Below are 16,868 nucleotides of genomic sequence, written 5' to 3'. Positions count from 1 at the left end.
GTTCAGCTGCCAGTGTAAATCATTTGCCTCTGATCATCATTTACGATTGGTCCCACACTTCGATGGTCAGCAACTGTCCAGGTCTGCAGGCGGCGATGCGCTCCGGATACACGGTAATGCTGCCGGGCCAGCCTGTGAGCTGGTCCTGCGGAAATTCCCCATCCTGCGCTTCGGCGATGCCCGCCAGCAGCAGGGGCGCGATGACGTCCGCCGAGGCCGTGTAGCGGTTGGGGAAACCATTGAAGGCCAGCTGGGTCGCCTTGCCTTGCTCACACAGTTGCGCGATCCAGTCGGCGCCGAACAGGCCCGCTTCCCACGTGGCGAGAAACGCTTCCTTGTTGACTTTCGTCATATCGGCCATTTGTTCCGGCGTTTCTGTCGAGATAATCGTCCACCAGCCTGACATGGGCATTCCTTGTGAAAAGTGAAAATTAGCGGGTCATGGCGCGGCGCAGCAGGTAGCTGAGGCCATCGACGGCGGCCACCATCAGCAGCATGGCGACGATGACGGTGGCGGCGTTCTGCATCTGGAACAGCGACAGATGGTATTTCAGCATCTGCCCCAGGCCGCCCGCACCGACGACGCCGAGGATGGCGGCGGCGCGGATATTGTTTTCCCAGCGGTACAAAGTGTAGGACATCATCTGCGGCCCGCACTGCGGCAAGGTGGCGTACAAAAAGGCCACCGCAGGCCGGGCGCCGTTGATGCGCAGGGTGGCGGCCGGCAAGGGCGGGCAGTTTTCGAACGCGTCGGCAAACAAGCGGCCCAGCACGCCCACCGTGTGCAGGGCCAGCGCCAGTGTGCCCGCGAACGGGCCCAGGCCGGCGGCGATCAGCAGGATCGAGGCCCACACCAGCTCCGGGATCGAGCGCAGCACATTCAACACGCCACGCGTCGCGTTGCGCGCCAGGCTGCCGAAACGGCCGCTGGCGGGCAGGGCCAGCAGCGCGCCCAGGATGGCGGCGATCACCGTGCCGATGGCCGACATGGCAAGTGTTTCAAAGGTGGCAATGCCCACTTTCATCAGGAAAGGGCTGGCCAGCTCGGGCGGGGCGAAGCCGTGCAGGAAATCGGCCGTCGTGCGCACGGCATCGGCACTGAAGAATTCTCCCCATTTCAGGGGCAGGGTGGCGAAGCTGGCGATGACCAGCAGCAGCAGACCGGCCAGCAAGGCCCAGGTCGACCAGCGCACGGGGGCAGGGGCGGGCAACATCGGTTCAGTCTTCATGCCAGCCTCCGGCGCAGCATGGCGGAGACGGCGTCGGCGCCCGCCACCAGCAGCACGAACACCATCAGCATGGTGGCCAGTTCATTGCCTGCCATCATCTTCATCGATTCATCCATGCGCTGGCCCAGGCCGCCCGCGCCGACAAATCCCATGACGACGGAGCCGCGGATCGCGCATTCCCACCGGTAGATCGTGTACGACACCAGTTCCGCGGCCGATTCGGGCAGGGCGCCGTACAGCAAGGCTTTTAATCTGCCGCTGCCGTTGTGCAATAGCGCGTTGCAGGCGGCGGCGTCCGATGATTCGAGGATTTCCGCATACACCTTGCCCAGCATGCCGCAATACGTGAGCGCGATGGCGATCACGCCCGCCGTCGGCCCCAGTCCCACGATGCGCACCAATAGCAATGCCCAGACCAGTTCCGGCACGCTGCGCAGCAGCACCAGCAGCGCGCGCACGCCATGGCGCACGCTGGCGGCCAGCGGCGACACTTGGCCGCTGCCGATGCGCGAGATCGACAAGCGCTCCGTCACCAGCAAGGTCAGGGGAATGGCGCCCAGCATGGCCAGCGCCATGCCGGCCGTGGCCATGGCGATGGTTTCCCAGCTGGAAATGGCCACCAGCTGCAAAAATTCCAGCGAGTGGGCGGGCGGCACGAAGCTGGCGATGAATTGCCAGGTGGCTGCCAGGCTTTGCGCATCCCAGAGTATCCACGGTTTGAACTCAGCCTGCACCAGCATCGGCCACAGCACGAGCAGCACGATGGCAGCCCCGGTCAGGCGGCCGCGCCAGGCGGGGTCGCGCGGCATGGCGGCGTCGGCGCTCTTCAGCAAAGGGGCCTCGCGGCGTCCAGGTTCGCTTCCACCGATTCGAACTGGGGCGCGGCGTCGGCCTTGTTGCGGTACAGCTCGGCGATCATGGCGTCGCTGACCTCGGCGCCAGGCAAGTCGAAGACGATCTGGCCGTCGCGCAGGGCGACGATGCGCGTAAAGCAGGCGCGCGCGATCTCCACCTGGTGCAGGCTGCAGATCAGGGTGGCGTTGCGCGCCGTCGCTTCCGCCTGCAGCACATGGATCGTCTGCAAAGCCAGGGTGGGGTCGAGCGCGGACAGCGGTTCGTCGACGAGGAAGACTTGGGCATCCGACACGAGCGCGCGCGCCATGCCGCAGCGCTGGCGTTCGCCGCCGGACAGGCGGTCGACCCTGGCGTACAGTTTATCCTGCAGGTTGAATTTGCCCAGCGCTTCCCACGCGGCGCGCGGATCGACGGGCGCGACCAGCGAACGGATGGCCGTCCACAAGCTCCATTGCGGCAAGCGTCCTGCCAGCACGGCGTTGACGACGCGCTGGCGCGGCGGCAAGGGCGGCGTTTGCGGCGCCAGGAATAATCGAGCGCGCAAGGCGTGGCGTTCGCCGCTGCCGACTTGCCAGGGCGACGTGCCCAGGATGTGCAAGGTGCCCGATGCCGGGCGCAGCGCGCAGGCCAAGGTGTGCAGCAGGCTGGTCTTGCCGGCGCCGGAAGGGCCGATCAGGGCGATCTGTTCACCCTGGGCCACGTCCAGGTCCACGTCGCGCAGGGCCAGCGCATTGCCGACGGCACCCGCGTGGTGGACGCTGACCTTGTGAAGTTGGAATGTCATGCGATGTTCGGTATGGGGGCGTTGGTGTGTCGGATTACGCCATGCGACGGCAGCGTAGGTCGGATTAGGCCGGAGGCCGTAATCCGACAACATTGTTGACATTATCGCTTGTGTCGGATTATGCGGCTTTGCCGCTAATCCGACCTACGATAAAACGCGACGACGTAGTTTACTTCAACAGCTTCGCATCGCGCGCGGCCGCTTCGATATCCTTGTATTTCTCGGCCTTGGTCGGGATGAATTTGGTCGCGCGCTGCAGCTCGAGGATTTCCTTGCCTTCGGCCGTCGATGGGTCCAGCGCCAGGAAGGCGTCCGTCAGCTTCTTGCGCACGACGGGGTTCATGTCGGCGCGCACGCTCCAGTTGTAATCGTAGTAGCCCGGTGTCGTGTAGAACACGCGCACCTTGCTTGGATCGACCTTTTTCGCTTCGACCAGCTTTTCCCATACGGAAATGTTCAAGGTGCCCGCATCGACCTTGCCGCCGGCCACGGCCGCCACGGTGGCGTCATGCGCGCCCGAGAATGCGATGCGCTTCATGTCCGTATCCGGATTGATCTTGGCGGCCAGCAAGTAGTAACGGGGCATCAAGTGGCCCGAGGTCGACGATTCCGAGCCGAACGTGAAGTTCTTGCCTTTCAGGTCAGACAATTGGTTGATGTCCTTGCTGGTGGTCACGAACACGGAGCGGAACTTCGTGTCTTCCTCGCGCTGCACCAGCGGCACGATCTTGCCGCCGCTGCGCACGTTGGCTTGTACAAACGTGAAACCGCCGAACCAGACCATGTCGAGCTTGTGATTGATCAAGCCTTCCACGGAGGCCGCGTAATCGGTGACGGGCGTAAATTCCACCTTCATGCCCAGCTTTTTCTCCAGATAGCTGCCCAGCGGCTTGAACTTGCGCTGCAATTCCGTCGGCGCTTCGTCGGGGATGGCGGACACGCGCAATACTTGCTGCGCCTGCGCCAGGCCGCTGTGGATGGCCAGGGTGGCGGCGACGGTGGCCAGGATGGCGGGGAACTTGTTGGAGAATGTGGTCATGGGACTGCCTTTGAAAGATTGTTCATTAATATACGGAAACACCGGTCGTGCCATCCTGCATCTCGCCGATGACGACGGCGTCGCCAAAGCCTTCGGCGCGGAAAATCGCCAGCACGTGCTCGACGGCTTCCGGCGCGCACGCCACCAGCAGGGGGCCGGCCGTCTGCGGGTCCGTCAGGATCGCCTTGTCGATGGCGCTGAGGCTGTCGGCCAGCGCCACTTGCGCACCGTAGCCCTGCCAATTGCGGCCCGAGGCGCCCGTGATGTTGCCATTCTGCGCCAGTTGCTGCACTTGCGGCAGCAGCGGCACGTCAGCCATGGCGATGCGCGCCTGCAACTTGGCGCCGCGCGCCAGTTCCAGCGTGTGGCCCAGCAAGCCGAAGCCCGTCACGTCCGTCAGCGCATGCACGCCGTCGAGCAGGGCCAGTTTCTTGCCTGGGGTATTCAATTTGGTGGTGTTGTTGATCAAGGAAGCGTAGCCATCCGCGTCCAGTGCATTCTTCTTCAGCGCGGCTGACAGGATGCCCACGCCGATCGGCTTGCCCAGCACCAGTTTGTCGCCGGCGCGCGCGCCCGCATTGCGCTTCACTTGCGACGGGTGCACGAGGCCCAGCACGACGAGGCCATAGATCGGTTCGACGGAATCGATGGTGTGGCCGCCGGCGATGGGGATGCCGGCCTGGGCGCAGATGGTTTCGCCGCCTTTCAAGATGAGGCCGATGGTTTCCACGGGAAGCTTGTTGATCGGCATGCCGACCAGGGCCAGCGCCATGATGGGCGTGCCGCCCATGGCGTAGACGTCGGAAATGGCGTTGGTGGCGGCGATGCGGCCGAAGTCGAACGGGTCGTCGACGATGGGCATGAAGAAATCCGTCGTGGCGATCAGCGCCTGCTCGTCGTTGAGCTGGTAGACGGCCGCGTCATCGGAGGTTTCTATGCCGACCAGCAATTCTTTCGGCAGGGGAAAGCCGCCGCTGCCCTTTAAAATGTCGGCCAGCACGCCGGGCGCGATCTTGCAGCCGCAGCCGCCGCCATGGGCAAATTCGGTCAATCGGATGGGGGTATTGGATGTTGCTGCGCTATCTGACATGGAAATTCCTGCTGATGTTGTGTACAACGATGATCATTTTTACCCCAAACGCAAGGTCTGGGGTCGGACTCTCAGGGGCCGACCCCGGCACTGCGTCTTTAGGGGGAATTAGTGCCGACAATACCACACAACGCGCGCGCGGCTTGCTCAAAGGCATGTTCTGAAATATCGGGCAAGACCAGCGGCGTCGCCTGGGCGTAGCGGCTGAAGTTGCGGGCGATCGATTGCCGGTAGACGGGGTCGTAGTGCTGGACCAGCAGCTCTTCCACCAGCTCGGCCATCTGGCCCGCCGTCGCCAGCTGCTGCCAATGGGCGATTTTCTCCTTGCCATGCAGCTGCGTCAACAGGGCCAGCTGCACATTCAGGCGCTCCGGGTCGCCGACGAAATGTTCATAGTCCTGCATCAGCAATTGCACGCGCTGGTCCGTGGCCAGCCGCACGTCGGTGCAGGCGGCCGCGCGCATCTTGTCCATCAGCGCGTCGGGCACGCGCACGCGGCCCACTTTCTTGCTTTCCGATTCGATGAAGACGGGCAATGCCGGGTCGAACTGGCGCAACTGCTGCCACAGCGCGCTTTCGAACGATTTTTGCGAGGGCTGCTCTTCCTCGGGCAAGCCGCCCAGCACGGAGCCGCGGTGCGCTGCCAATCGCTCCAGGTCGATCACCTGCGCGCCTTGGCGGTCCAGCACTTGCAGCAAGCGGCTCTTGCCGCTGCCCGTGGGGCCGCACAGCACATTGATGAAGTCGAAGCGCTCGGGCAGGGTGGCCAGCTCGGCGTTCACGTGGCGCCGGTAATCCTTGTAGCCGCCGTCGAGCTGCGTGACGGGCCAGCCGATGCGCGCCAGGATGTGCGCCATGGCGCCGCTGCGGTTGCCGCCGCGCCAGCAGTAGACGAGCGGCTTCCATTCGTGCGGGTGACCGAGGAAACCGTCTTCGATATGCCGCGCGATATTCTTCGCCACCAGCGCCGCGCCCAGCTTCTTCGCTTCGAAGGCGCTCGTCTGCTTATATAGCGTGCCGACGCGAACGCGCTGCTCGTCGTCGAGCACGGACAGGTTGATGGCGCCCGGCAAGTGGTCTTCCGCGAACTCGGACGGGCTGCGCACGTCGATGATGGCGTCGAATTCATGCAGGCGTGGCAGGATGTCGCTGAAGGGAAGGACTGCGGGGTATTTCATCGTGGCGCGGCTGCTTGGAATGGGGAAAGACGTATTATCCCCGATAAAGGCCGCTGGCGTGGGGCTTTGGCGCCGCCTTTCACACTGTGCGTGCCGGGCCGGCGTCCCGCATGCCTGTGAAGAACCGCACCAGGCTATGCGGCGCGTCGTCGTCAAAGCACAGGCGCAGGATGCGTTCCGACTCCACCGCGGCCGCGCTGCTGCGCGCAAACAGCGCCGTTTCATATGCCAGCAAGGCCGCTTCCACGTCGCTTGGGTGCGCGGCAAGCGCCTGCGCCAGCTCGGCGCCGTCCAGCATGGCCAGGTTGGCGCCTTCGCCGGCCGGCGCCATCAAATGGGCCGCGTCGCCCAGTAAGGTCACGCCTGCCACGCGTTGCCAGCGGTGGTCGACGGGCAGCAGGTGCACGGGACGGGGCACGGGCGGCGTGTCCGCGTCCGTGATCAGGGCCGTGAGCGCCGGCGCCCAGCCGGCAAACTGGGCGGCGATGGCTGCCCGCGCGGCGGCGGGATCGGCAAAATCGATGCCTGCCAGCCACTCTTCGGGTTTACTCAGGGCCACATACGCATGCAGCACGCCATCGGCTTCGCGGTGAGCCTGGATGCCCTTGCCCGGTGCCAGCGCGAACAGGGCGCCGGCGCCCACGGCTTGCGCAGTGGCCCCGTGGCGGCGGTCGCTGTCGAACAGATACGTTTCAATGAAGGCAATGCCGCTGTAGGCGGGCTGCGCGCTGGAGAGCAGCGGCCGCACCCGGGACCAGGCGCCGTCCGCGCCCACCAGCAGATCGCTGGCCGCCGTGGCGCCATGCGCAAAGCTCAGCATGTACCTGCCGTCGTCCAGCGTCGCGACGTTTGTCAGCTTGTGGCCCCAGCGCACGCAGCCTTCAGGCAAGGCATCGAGCAAGATGCGGCGCAGCTCGCCGCGCGGCACTTCGGGACGCCCGCCCGTGCCATCGTCGCCCTCGTCGTGCAGGACCGTGCCATGCTGGTCGAGCACGCGGCTCGCTTCGCCGCCCACATGGATGAGGGCACGGAAGGCGTCGTGCAGGCCGGCCGCCCGCAGCGCTTGTTGGCCGCTTTCCTCGTGGATATCGAGCATGCCGCCCTGGCGGCGCGCCTGGGGCGACGCATCCGCTTCATACACGGTGGCGGCGATGCCGTGGACGTGCAGCACGCGGGCGAGCATCAGCCCGCCCAGGCCCGCGCCGATGATGGCGATTTGCATGGTGATCCTTCAGGTGGTGTTCAAAATAGTAGTGGAACGGCGTTCCAGAAGAATTTTGCGGCAAGCCATCATCTGTGTCAAGATAAGCGATGCCCGATACCGTAGCGACCCCACCACGACGCGCCGACTCGCTGACGCGCGACTCCATCATCGACGCCGCCATTGCCCTGCTCGACACGGCAGGCGAGGGCGGCCTGACCTTCCGCGCCCTGGCCGCGCGCCTGGCGACGGGAGCGGGCGCCATCTACTGGCACGTGGCCGACAAGGATGATTTGTTCACGGCCGCCAGCGACGCCATCGTCGCCCGCGCCATGCAGGCCGCCCCGCCTGGTGATACGCCGCAGGCGGGCATCCGCGAAGTGGCGCTGGCCATGTTCGAGGCGATGGATGCGCATCCGTGGCTGGGTTCGGCCCTGTCCCGCGCGCCGGGCCAGCTGCCCACCGTGCGCATCCTGGAACGCCTGGGCCGGCAGGTCGATGCGCTGGGCGTGCCGCAGGACCGGCAGTGGATGGCGGCATGCGCCTTGCTCAATTATCTGCTGGGCGTGAGCGGGCAGAATGCGGCCAATGCCGTCATCGCCCGGGAACAGGGCCTGGAACGCGCGCATTTCCTCGACACCCTGGCGGGCGCCTGGTCACGCCTCGATGCGCAGGCGTTTCCGTTTGCCCGCAAGGTGGCGGGTCAGCTGCGCGCGCACGACGACCGCGCGGATTTTTTGGCGGGCATCGACCTGATCGTGCTTGGCATGCAGGCGCTGCAAGCGGGCCGCTAGCCCAGCAAATGCCCCAGCAGCGGCGCCAGCAGCACCGTCACGACACCGGAAAAGATCATCGTCAGGCTGGCCACGGCGCCTTCTTCCGTGCCGACCCTGCGCGCCACGGACAAGCCGAAGCCGTGCGCGGCCGCGCCGTACGGAGCGCCACGGGCGATGCGCATGCGCAAGGGCAGCAGTTTGAGCAGCGGCTTGCCCAGCATCAAGCCGAACAAGCCCGTCATCACCACGAAGATGCCCGTCAGCTGGGCCGAGCCGCCCATGTGGCGCGACGCTTCCAGCGCGAACGGCGTCGACACGGAACGCGCCAGCAGGCTGCGCGCCATGTCGCCGTGCACGCCAAATACCCGGTCCAGCAGCAAGGTGGCGGCGACCGATGCCACGATGCCGGCGCAGCTGCCCAGCGACAAGGCCAGCCAGTGCTTGCGGATCAGCTTGCGCTCCTGGAAGATGGGCAGCGCAAACGCGATGGTGGCCGGGCCCAGCAGCCACGGCAGCCAGCGCGTCTCGCCGAAATACGTGGCGAACGGCGTCGACGTGGCCTGCACGATGACGATCAATATCGCCGAGGTGCAGATGGCGGGCGTGAGCAGAAAATGCGGATGGCGGCGGTGCACGGCCTGGTTGGCATAAAACAGCACCAGGGTCAGCAGCAGGAACAGCAGGGACAGCAGCAGGGTGCTCATGCTGGCGCCCTCGCGGCGCGCTGGCGCAGAAGCTTATTCAGACGCAACTTGCGTTCATGGCGGCATACCCATTCCACCGTCAGCGCCGTGGCCAGCATCACGCAGGCAAAGCCCAGGCCGATATTTACGAACAGCATCAGACCTTGCGACTTCAACAGTTGCGTAAATTGCACCACGGATACGACCAGCGGTATGAAAAACAGCAGCATGTTGGCCAGCAGCCAGTTCGCGCCCAGTTCGATGGCGGCGGGGCGCACCCAGCCCGCCAGCAGCAGGGCCACCAGCACGAACAGGCCCACGACTCCGCCGGAGAACGGCAAGTGCAGGGCGGCCGCGGCCGCGTCGGCCAGCCACCAGGCGGCAATCAAAATGCCCACTTGCCACGCAGTCTGCGCAGGCTGGCGCCAGACGGGGATGGAAAGTGGGGCGGCGGTGGAACAAGGGACGGCTTTCACGGCGGGCTTTCAAACGGATGGGGGAGGTTTTCATTGTAGTGAGCCCACATCAAAAGATAAAATGACTTAAACTCATGATTATCATTCTATTTTGGAATGCATCATGGATATCCGCTCCCTGCGCTACTTCGTCGAAGTGGTCGAACAGAACAGTTTTACGCGCGCGGCCAGCAAGCTGCACGTGACGCAGCCCACCGTCAGCAAGATGGTGCAACAGCTGGAGCAATCGCTGGACCTGGCCCTGCTGGACCGCGCGGGCAAGCGTTTTACGCTGACGGACGCGGGCAAGGTGGTGCTGTCGCGCGCGCATGAACTGCTGGCCCTGCATGCGGAACTGAAGGTGGAATTGCGTGACCTGCAACATCTGGAACGGGGAGAACTGCGCGTCGGCGTGTCGCCGCAGACGCATTCGACCCTGGCGCCGTGGCTGGCCGAATACCACCAGCGCTATCCGGGCATCGAACTGAAGATGTACGAAAGCGGCACGCAGGCCATCGAGCGCGACTTGCGCACCGGCACGGTGGAACTGGGCACCATGCTCGACTATCCGGGCAACGCGGCCACCTGGCAGGATTTCGAAGCCTTGCCCCTCGTGCGCTCGCCGCTGTGCCTGCTGGCGGCGCCCGGCTCGCCGTGGCAGGGGCGCGCTGCCGTGGCCCTGGCCGAGCTGGCCGACAGCCCTTTCATCTTCTATGGCGCCGCGTTTGCCCTGAACGACATCGTGCAGGATGCCTGCCAGCGGGCCGGTTTCGCGCCGCGCATCACGGGCCGCAGCGGCCAGTGGGATTTCATTGCCTCGCTGGTACGGCTGGGCGTGGGGATCTGCCTGCTGCCGAAGATGTATTGCGACACGCTTGATGCCGCGCAATTTGACGTCATCCCTCTGGACGGCCCGCCCGTGGAGTGGAATTTGATGCTGGCCTGGCGCCGGGGCGGGCGGCTGTCGTTCGCGGCGCGCGCCTGGCTGGAGCTCGTCAGGGCGCGCATGGCGGACGCGGCACGTTTACAATAGGCGCTCGCCAACTTCCGCCCGACCCGATGAACATCAACGTCAATACCAGACTTAAACGCACGGCCGGCTCATTGCTGCTGGGATTGTTATGCACCGTGGGCCTGATGAGCGAAATGGGCTACGCCCAGGCCGCCTTGCCCGTGTATGGCTATTTCGTCAAGAACACCTATCCGCACGACCCCCAGGCGTTCACGCAAGGCTTGCTGTTCAAGGATGGGCATCTGTATGAAAGCACGGGCCAGAACGGCCAGTCCTCCTTGCGCAAGGTGGAATTGACGACGGGCAAGGTGCTGCAGAAAAGCATGCTCGACAAGAATGTGTTTGGCGAAGGCATCACGGACGTGGGCGATGAGCTCCTGGGCCTGACATGGATTTCGCAGACGGGCTATGTCTTCGACGTGAAAACCTTCAAATTGAAACGTAAATTCAGCTACCCGGGCGAAGGCTGGGGCCTGGCCAGCGACAATCAATTCGTCTACATGAGCGACGGCACGTCCGCCATCCGCGTGCTCAATCCGAAAACCCTGAAGGAAGTGCGCCGCTTCGAAGTGAAAGCCGAAGGGCGGCCCATCGACCGGCTGAACGAGCTGGAAATGGTCGACGGGCAATTGTTCGCCAATGTGTGGGGCGCGGACGTGATCGCCCGCATCGATCCCGCCAGCGGTAAAGTTATGGGCTGGATCGACCTGACGGGCTTGCTGCCGCCCGAGCAGCGGGGCACGGCCAATCCCGATGCCGTGCTCAACGGCATCGCCTGGGATGCACGGGGAAAACGCCTGTTTGTCACGGGGAAACTGTGGCCCAAGCTGTTCGAAATCGAGCTGATCGAAATCCAGCGCCATTGATGTTTCCTATCGGACAGTGTTGCTGGCGATGAATCGTTTATGATGGCGTTCCTTCGCCCAGTGCGACCTTTACAGGATGCCATGCTGTTCTTTTCTTTACACCGCCTGGCCGCCGCCGCCCTGGCCGCCGCCATCGTGCCCGCCGCGCAGGCGCAAGCGCCATACGTGCCGGTGATGCAGCAATACGGCGACTTTGTCGTCACGCGTGACCGCCACGCCCCGCTCGTTACCTTGACTTTCCGCAAGCACGGCTACTGGCCCGGCGGCGCGCGCGAAGTGGTGGAGGTGCGTCCGCTGAAAGCGACGCGCGAGGGCCAGCCCATGCTGCTGGCATTCACCAAGGGCTATACGGGCCAGGGCACGATACTGATCGGCGTGCAGAATGGCGAACCGCTGATGCGCCCCATCAGTCCCCTGCAGCGCGACAGCATGGTGCGCACGGAGCGCGACCCCGAATGGGGCGTGCCGCAGCCGGGCCGTCCCGAGATGCTGCTGTTTGCCCGCGACGGCCGCGCGCTCGACACGGGCACGGGCGAGCTGCTGTGGTTTGACGTGCCGGGCGGCGTCACCGGCGATTACGCGCCCGCCATGCTGGTCTCCGTTTCGCCCGACGGGCGGCGCGGCGCCTATCTGACGAATGCGCTGACGAAGGTGGGGATCATCGTCGCCACGCGCGACGACGGCGTGGCCGGCGTGCTGGCCTTGCCGTCCGACACGTATCAACGGTGGCTGAAACCCTTGTCGCAGGCCGCTTCCGCGCAGGCGGGCGCCGCCATCAAGGCGCGCCAGGGCCGCACGGATAGCAACCGCATCCGGCGCGAGCTGGAACTGGCCTGGTTCGGCCAGCAATTTCAATGGAAACAAGGCAAGGGCGGCTGGCAAGTGACGGGCCTGGGCCTCAGTTCCGCGCCGCCGGAAGGAAAACAGCCATGAGCTACCCTCAACTCATCGCCGGCTGCCTCGCCGCAGTCCTGCTGGCCGGCTGCGTGTACAGCGAGATCGCCCCCAGGGATTATCTGGCGCAAGACATCGACAAGAGCCAGGCCCTGGTGGAAGTGGACGTCGTCTTCGGGCAAGCGCCCGACGACAAGCTGACGTCGCGCATGACGGCTCGCAACAGCGTGGAATACGCGGGTGCGCCGCATATCGTCGTGCCGTTCTACCAGAAGGGCCTGGGCTTCGACCAGGGTTTCGCCGGCACCTACATGTTTGCCGTGCCTTATCCGATCGCCAAGGTGGAAACGGCCACGGCCAGCAGCCGCGTCTTCGGCCAGAAACTTGACGGGCAGCAGCCGGGCAGTCCGCGCTATCGTTTCCGCGTGCCGGGCAAGGCGCAGTGGAACAGCAATGAAACCTTCATGCTGAGCTTTGCGCGCAAGGGCCGCCGCGAAGAAATCACTTTCCGCTTCAGCAATGAGCAAAGCTGCCCGTCCGCCTTCCTGGCCACCACGCCACTGTATGGCTTTCCCATCAAGGTCGTCGCCACGTTCAAGGGCAATCAAGGCTGCCTGAAAGTGTGCGACAGCCGCGACCAGTGGCCCGGCTTTTGCGCCTTCCAGCCGCCGCCAAGTGCCTGACTATCATCATGCAAGCGACGCGTCGGCCTTGGACGGTGCGGCGCTTATACACGCGCGCGTTTCGCCGATTCTATTCAATTGTCATCGAATGGCGGCGTAAAACGCTTATTTATGCGCTGAAAACCCGGCTGAATTGACGCAGATCAATACCGCGGCCAGCACATAAATCTTGCCGCAAAAATATCTTTCTCAGGCGTATGATTTCCGTGCCGTGAGCAGCGCACGCAGATGGTGCGGCCCGGCCCGATATCCGAAACGCATCGTTCCTGTGGAGAGACAGAATGAAAATGCCCGTTTTAGGAAGCACCCAGGCCGCCATCAGCAACCGTCCGCTCGACATGCTGGCCACCGATACGGCGGCAGTGCGCGCCATCGCCCAGGCAGCCGTCAGCGTGGAACTGTTCACCATTCCCCTGTACATGGCCACCATGTATTCGATCCAGGGCACGCACCAGATCAACTCGAAAGGCATCACCTACTACGAAGGCCGCCAGTGGCCGGGCATGGGTACCACGGCGCGCCCCGAACTGAATGAGCAGAAGGCCTTCAATATCATCTTCAGCGTCTTCATCCAGGAAATGCTGCACCTGCAGATGGCGGCCAACCTGGCCACGGCCATCGGCACGGCGCCATGCTTCACGGGCTCGGAGCTGCAGTCGCAGGACCACGGCTGGACCTGCTACGGCAAGGATTGCACGGTGATCCCGCACATCGTCGACTTGCAGGACACGGCCGGCTACCGCCACGTGCGCGTCAACCTGGAAGAGCTGAACGGCAACCAGTGCGACCTGTTCCTCGCCATCGAGCAGCCGGAACAACAGGCGCGGGCCCAGCTGGCGAAGTTCGACAGCCATGACCACACGAAATATTTCCCGGAAGTGCCGCTGCCGGGCTGGACGCCGGGCAAGCACGTGCATGATCTGCCCCTGTTCGGCACCATAGGCTATATGTATGAGTGCTACGCGCGCTATATCAGCATCGAATACACGGATGGCCAGACCCTGTGGCAAAAGCTGTTCGTCAACGGCTCGGTGCAGCAGGACATGTTCAACAGCCAGGTGCAAGGCCATGCACGGGCGGAATTTCCCCGTTTCGACACCTGCTTCGGTCCGCAGGACCAGGATGGCGGCCAGACGGGCTCGTTCAACAAGGCCATCGACATGATGGCGGCCATCACGGACCAGGGCGAGGGCAGCGACACGGCCATCCAGCGCTACCGCCGCGACGCGGCCATGCGCCTGATGGCCGTGCAGCCCGACTACCGCGAAGACCTGGCCGCCCTGAAGTGCGATTATCCGTCCTACGCGAACAATGGCAAGGATGCCGAATCGCGCGATGCGGCCGCGCGCCACGACAGCGCCGCCTACGACCACTACGAGCGTTTTGGCCAGGTCAAGGCCATGCTGCCCGTCAAGACCTGGGCCGGCTGGCACAAGGAAGGCGGGCGCTGGAGCGAGGCCATGCTGACCAACGAGCGCTACAACCCGGCCACCGCGCCGAAGAACATCCCCGCGCCCGCTGCCGTGGCGAGCGCCCTGAACCGCATGAAGGATACCAGCGGCACATTGGGGATGCTGAGCACGGTGGCCACGGGCGCCATCTATGGCATCACTTCCGTGCTGGACAAGTACTGGCTGAACCAGCAACTGGAGTTTCCGTATCCGTCGATGGTGGGCGCGGGCGACCGCATGGCCATCTGCTGGGCCGTGCTGGGCCAGGCGCCGAACCTGGCGACGGGCGTGCCGCTGGCCGAGAATGGCGTGCTGTACCACGCCTGCCAGGGCATGCATCTGGAGGGCGAAGCGTCGTCCACCTGCGCCGCGCTGGCCGTCTACCATACGTGCCGCGGCTCCAACGGCTGCCACGCCCAGGGCGGCTGCGGCTTTGCCCAGGCCGACACGGGCGGCTCGTCCTGCGGCCATTCGGTCAAGGCTGCCGCGGCGCCGGGCAGCGAATGCTATGTGCCACCGCCGCCGCAGGACGATAAAATCTACAGCGCGCCCAGCGACAACAAATGCGGCGGCTTCGGCGGCTGCGCCGTGCCGATTTCGGCCTCGCAGCTGTATCCGAACACCACGAAGAAGGACCCGCCCGAACCCGCCACCATGACCTTGTACGATTTCGGTCCCGCGCCCGAGCACCGCAGCATTCCGCTGGGCCAGACCATGCGCTTTGCGCTGGGCGACAATGTCTACGACAAGGCCTGGGAAGCCTACGGCAAGGTGATGGCGGCGCGCGGCACGCCGGTGGGCGCGCCGCCGGCGCCCACCGACCTGCGCCTGGCCTTGCCGCCGTCGACCTGATGCGGGGCATCCTGCACGAGGCGCGGCCGCGCCTGGGCCTGCCGAACCTGGGCCTGGGCGTGGGGCTGCGTCCGCCCCATTACGCGCACATTCTGGAACACGGGCCGCAGGTGGACTGGTTCGAGATCATCAGCGAGAATTTCATCGATAACCACGGCTATGCGCGCCACGTGCTCGAGCAGGTGGCGGCGCAGGTGCCCATCGTCATGCATGGCGTGTCGCTGTCGATCGGCAGCAGCGATCCCTTGAGCCTGGCCTACCTGCGCAAGCTGCGCCAGCTGGCCGCCGAGATCCGTCCCGCGTGGATTTCCGACCACCTGTGCTGGACGGGCGCCGCCTCGCTCAACAGCCACGACTTGCTGCCCTTGCCGCTGGACGAAGCCAGCCTGCGCCACGTGGCGGGCAGAGTGCGGCAAGTGCAGGAATTCCTGGGCCGTCCCCTGATCCTGGAAAACCCCAGCAGCTACGTGGAGTTTGCCCAGTCCAGCATGCCGGAATGGGAATTCCTGGGCTGCCTGGCCGAGGACACGGGCTGCGGACTCTTGCTCGACGTTAATAATGTCCACGTCAGCGCGCATAACCATGGCTATGACGCGGCAGCCTACATCCGCCAGTTGCCGCATGAGCACATCGTGCAAATCCACCTGGCCGGGCCCACCGTCTGCGGCGCCATGCTGATCGACACGCACGACGCACCCGTGCCGGCGGCCGTCTGGCGCCTGTACGCGCTGGCGCAGCAGCTGACGGGGGGCGTGTCGGCCCTGCTGGAATGGGATGCGGATATCCCGGCGTACCCGCAGCTGCTGGCCGAGCTCGACAAGGCGCGCACGGCCGGGCGGGGAGAGTTTTCCGATGCCGTACCAGCCACGGCCACGGCCACGGCGAGCCTGGCCGCCGTCTCGGCGCCGCTGGGCTTTCACCTGGAGGCCGCCCATGCCCCGTAGCGCCGACGGCGACGCGCGCGCGGACGCACCGTTGGCGCAATTGCAATCGTGGTTTTTGACGGCGATGACGGCGCCGGGCGGTGCGGCGCGCGGCGCGCAGCTGGCCAGCGAGCGCCACGGCTTGACGCAGGACCAAGTATTGAAACGGGCGCGGGGCGGGCCGGCGCCGCTGCACATCCATGCGGACGGCTACGTGCAGCGTCTGCTCGAATGCCTGCAGGCCGACTATCCCGTCTTGCACAAGGCCATGGGCGACGAGCTGTTCGCCTTCTTTGCCCGCGCCTATGTCTGGCGCCACCCGTCCGCTTCCCCGACCTTGTACGACCTGGGCGGCGGCTTTGCCGATTTTCTCGCCGCCAGCCAGGGCGCGGCTGGCGCGCAGGGGGACGTCTTGCGCTTTCCCGTCGAACTGGCGCGGCTGGAGCGGGCGCGCAGCGAGGCGGGCAGGGCGCCGGGGCTGGAAAAACGGGCGCCGGCCGTCCTGCCGTCCGGCCTGGACTTGCTGTTGGGAAATACTCCGGCCTGGCGCCTGGCGCCGTGCACGCGGCTGCTGGCCCTGTCATTTCCCTTGTGTGCATTCTGGCAACAGGCACAGGCCGCGCCGGACGACGCCATTCCGGCCCAACCGCAGGCCAGTCCCGCCTTTGTGGCCATTTCACGCATGCATTACCGGCTTGCCATGCAAGAGCTGCAGCCGTGGCAATTTGACTGCCTGCAGGCGCTGGCCGGCGGCGCGACGCTGGCGCAGTGCGCGCAGCAGGCGGCGCGGTCCAGCGGCAGGGCGCCGGACGAGGTGCTGGCCGACGCCATGCTGTGGCTGCCCTTGGCGGCCGCGGCCGGGCTGGTCACCAGCGCTGCCTGAGCGGAAAGCGGCGG

The 16,868-nt window shown here is 65.3% G+C and carries 18 protein-coding genes; 8 read left to right on the top strand and 10 right to left on the bottom strand.

The window, feature by feature from the left end; translation table 11 throughout:
* Positions 1-40 precede the first annotated feature (40 nt).
* The 8 genes from JAB8_RS03270 to JAB8_RS03235 form a co-directional block, all read right to left on the bottom strand.
* Positions 41-406, bottom strand: coding sequence for a hypothetical protein (locus JAB8_RS03270; protein WP_070288458.1), 366 nt, complete (start codon positions 404-406; stop codon positions 41-43).
* Between the two features lie 25 nt (positions 407-431).
* Positions 432-1,229, bottom strand: a complete 798-nt coding sequence (phnE, locus tag JAB8_RS03265) for a phosphonate ABC transporter, permease protein PhnE (protein WP_070288457.1) — start codon at positions 1,227-1,229, stop codon at positions 432-434.
* Positions 1,226-2,038: an ABC transporter permease gene (locus tag JAB8_RS03260; RefSeq protein ID WP_070288559.1), complete on the bottom strand. Its 813-nt coding sequence runs from the start codon at positions 2,036-2,038 to the stop codon at positions 1,226-1,228. The genes phnE and JAB8_RS03260 overlap by 4 nt, the downstream gene beginning before the upstream one ends.
* Before the next feature lie 17 nt (positions 2,039-2,055).
* Positions 2,056-2,868 (bottom strand): ATP-binding cassette domain-containing protein, encoded by an 813-nt coding sequence (locus tag JAB8_RS03255; RefSeq protein WP_070288456.1) that lies wholly within the window; start codon positions 2,866-2,868, stop codon positions 2,056-2,058.
* A 169-nt stretch (positions 2,869-3,037) separates the two neighbouring features.
* On the bottom strand, positions 3,038-3,907 hold the full coding sequence (locus tag JAB8_RS03250) for a putative selenate ABC transporter substrate-binding protein (protein WP_070288455.1): 870 nt from the start codon (positions 3,905-3,907) through the stop codon (positions 3,038-3,040).
* Between the two features lie 25 nt (positions 3,908-3,932).
* Complete coding sequence (gene selD, locus JAB8_RS03245) at positions 3,933-4,997, bottom strand: selenide, water dikinase SelD (protein ID WP_070288454.1); 1,065 nt, start codon at positions 4,995-4,997, stop codon at positions 3,933-3,935.
* Between the two features lie 98 nt (positions 4,998-5,095).
* Positions 5,096-6,175 (bottom strand): tRNA 2-selenouridine(34) synthase MnmH, encoded by a 1,080-nt coding sequence (gene mnmH, locus JAB8_RS03240; protein ID WP_070288453.1) that lies wholly within the window; start codon positions 6,173-6,175, stop codon positions 5,096-5,098.
* Between the two features lie 79 nt (positions 6,176-6,254).
* Positions 6,255-7,397 carry an NAD(P)/FAD-dependent oxidoreductase gene (locus JAB8_RS03235; RefSeq protein WP_083287552.1) on the bottom strand — a complete coding sequence of 381 codons (1,143 nt, stop codon included), beginning with the start codon at positions 7,395-7,397 and terminating at the stop codon, positions 6,255-6,257.
* Positions 7,398-7,486: 89 nt separating this feature from the next.
* On the opposite strand from JAB8_RS03235, the gene JAB8_RS03230 reads away from it, so the two are divergent.
* Positions 7,487-8,170, top strand: a complete 684-nt coding sequence (locus JAB8_RS03230; protein ID WP_070288451.1) for a TetR family transcriptional regulator — start codon at positions 7,487-7,489, stop codon at positions 8,168-8,170.
* Here the strand turns inward: JAB8_RS03230 and JAB8_RS03225 are convergent.
* Positions 8,167-8,856, bottom strand: coding sequence for an LrgB family protein (locus tag JAB8_RS03225; RefSeq protein WP_070288450.1), 690 nt, complete (start codon positions 8,854-8,856; stop codon positions 8,167-8,169). The two genes, JAB8_RS03230 and JAB8_RS03225, sit on opposite strands and share 4 nt — an antisense overlap.
* Positions 8,853-9,311, bottom strand: a complete 459-nt coding sequence (locus JAB8_RS03220) for a CidA/LrgA family protein (protein WP_083287551.1) — start codon at positions 9,309-9,311, stop codon at positions 8,853-8,855. Before JAB8_RS03220 ends, JAB8_RS03225 begins: the two co-directional genes overlap by 4 nt.
* Before the next feature lie 103 nt (positions 9,312-9,414).
* On the opposite strand from JAB8_RS03220, the gene JAB8_RS03215 reads away from it, so the two are divergent.
* The 7 genes from JAB8_RS03215 to JAB8_RS03185 all read left to right on the top strand — a co-directional run bounded on the left by JAB8_RS03215 (position 9,415) and on the right by JAB8_RS03185 (position 16,854).
* Positions 9,415-10,323: a LysR family transcriptional regulator gene (locus tag JAB8_RS03215; RefSeq protein ID WP_070288449.1), complete on the top strand. Its 909-nt coding sequence runs from the start codon at positions 9,415-9,417 to the stop codon at positions 10,321-10,323.
* Between the two features lie 26 nt (positions 10,324-10,349).
* Positions 10,350-11,168 (top strand): glutaminyl-peptide cyclotransferase, encoded by an 819-nt coding sequence (locus JAB8_RS03210; RefSeq protein WP_071650154.1) that lies wholly within the window; start codon positions 10,350-10,352, stop codon positions 11,166-11,168.
* Between the two features lie 81 nt (positions 11,169-11,249).
* The gene (locus JAB8_RS03205; protein ID WP_217494182.1) at positions 11,250-12,101 is read left to right on the top strand and encodes a hypothetical protein; all 852 of its coding nucleotides are present in this window, start codon (positions 11,250-11,252) and stop codon (positions 12,099-12,101) included.
* Positions 12,098-12,745, top strand: coding sequence for a hypothetical protein (locus JAB8_RS03200; protein ID WP_070288448.1), 648 nt, complete (start codon positions 12,098-12,100; stop codon positions 12,743-12,745). The genes JAB8_RS03205 and JAB8_RS03200 overlap by 4 nt, the downstream gene beginning before the upstream one ends.
* Before the next feature lie 281 nt (positions 12,746-13,026).
* Positions 13,027-15,048, top strand: a complete 2,022-nt coding sequence (locus tag JAB8_RS03195; protein ID WP_070288447.1) for a ferritin-like domain-containing protein — start codon at positions 13,027-13,029, stop codon at positions 15,046-15,048.
* Positions 15,048-15,992: a DUF692 domain-containing protein gene (locus JAB8_RS03190; RefSeq protein ID WP_083287550.1), complete on the top strand. Its 945-nt coding sequence runs from the start codon at positions 15,048-15,050 to the stop codon at positions 15,990-15,992. The genes JAB8_RS03195 and JAB8_RS03190 overlap by 1 nt, the downstream gene beginning before the upstream one ends.
* On the top strand, positions 15,982-16,854 hold the full coding sequence (locus JAB8_RS03185; RefSeq protein WP_070288446.1) for a DNA-binding domain-containing protein: 873 nt from the start codon (positions 15,982-15,984) through the stop codon (positions 16,852-16,854). Before JAB8_RS03190 ends, JAB8_RS03185 begins: the two co-directional genes overlap by 11 nt.
* Positions 16,855-16,868: the final 14 nt, after the last annotated feature.

This window comes from Janthinobacterium sp. HH106, from assembly GCF_001758725.1.
GTDB lineage: Bacteria > Pseudomonadota > Gammaproteobacteria > Burkholderiales > Burkholderiaceae_D > Janthinobacterium.
Note: the sequence above shows the minus strand (reverse complement) of the source record. Positions and strands in the feature narration are given on the sequence as shown.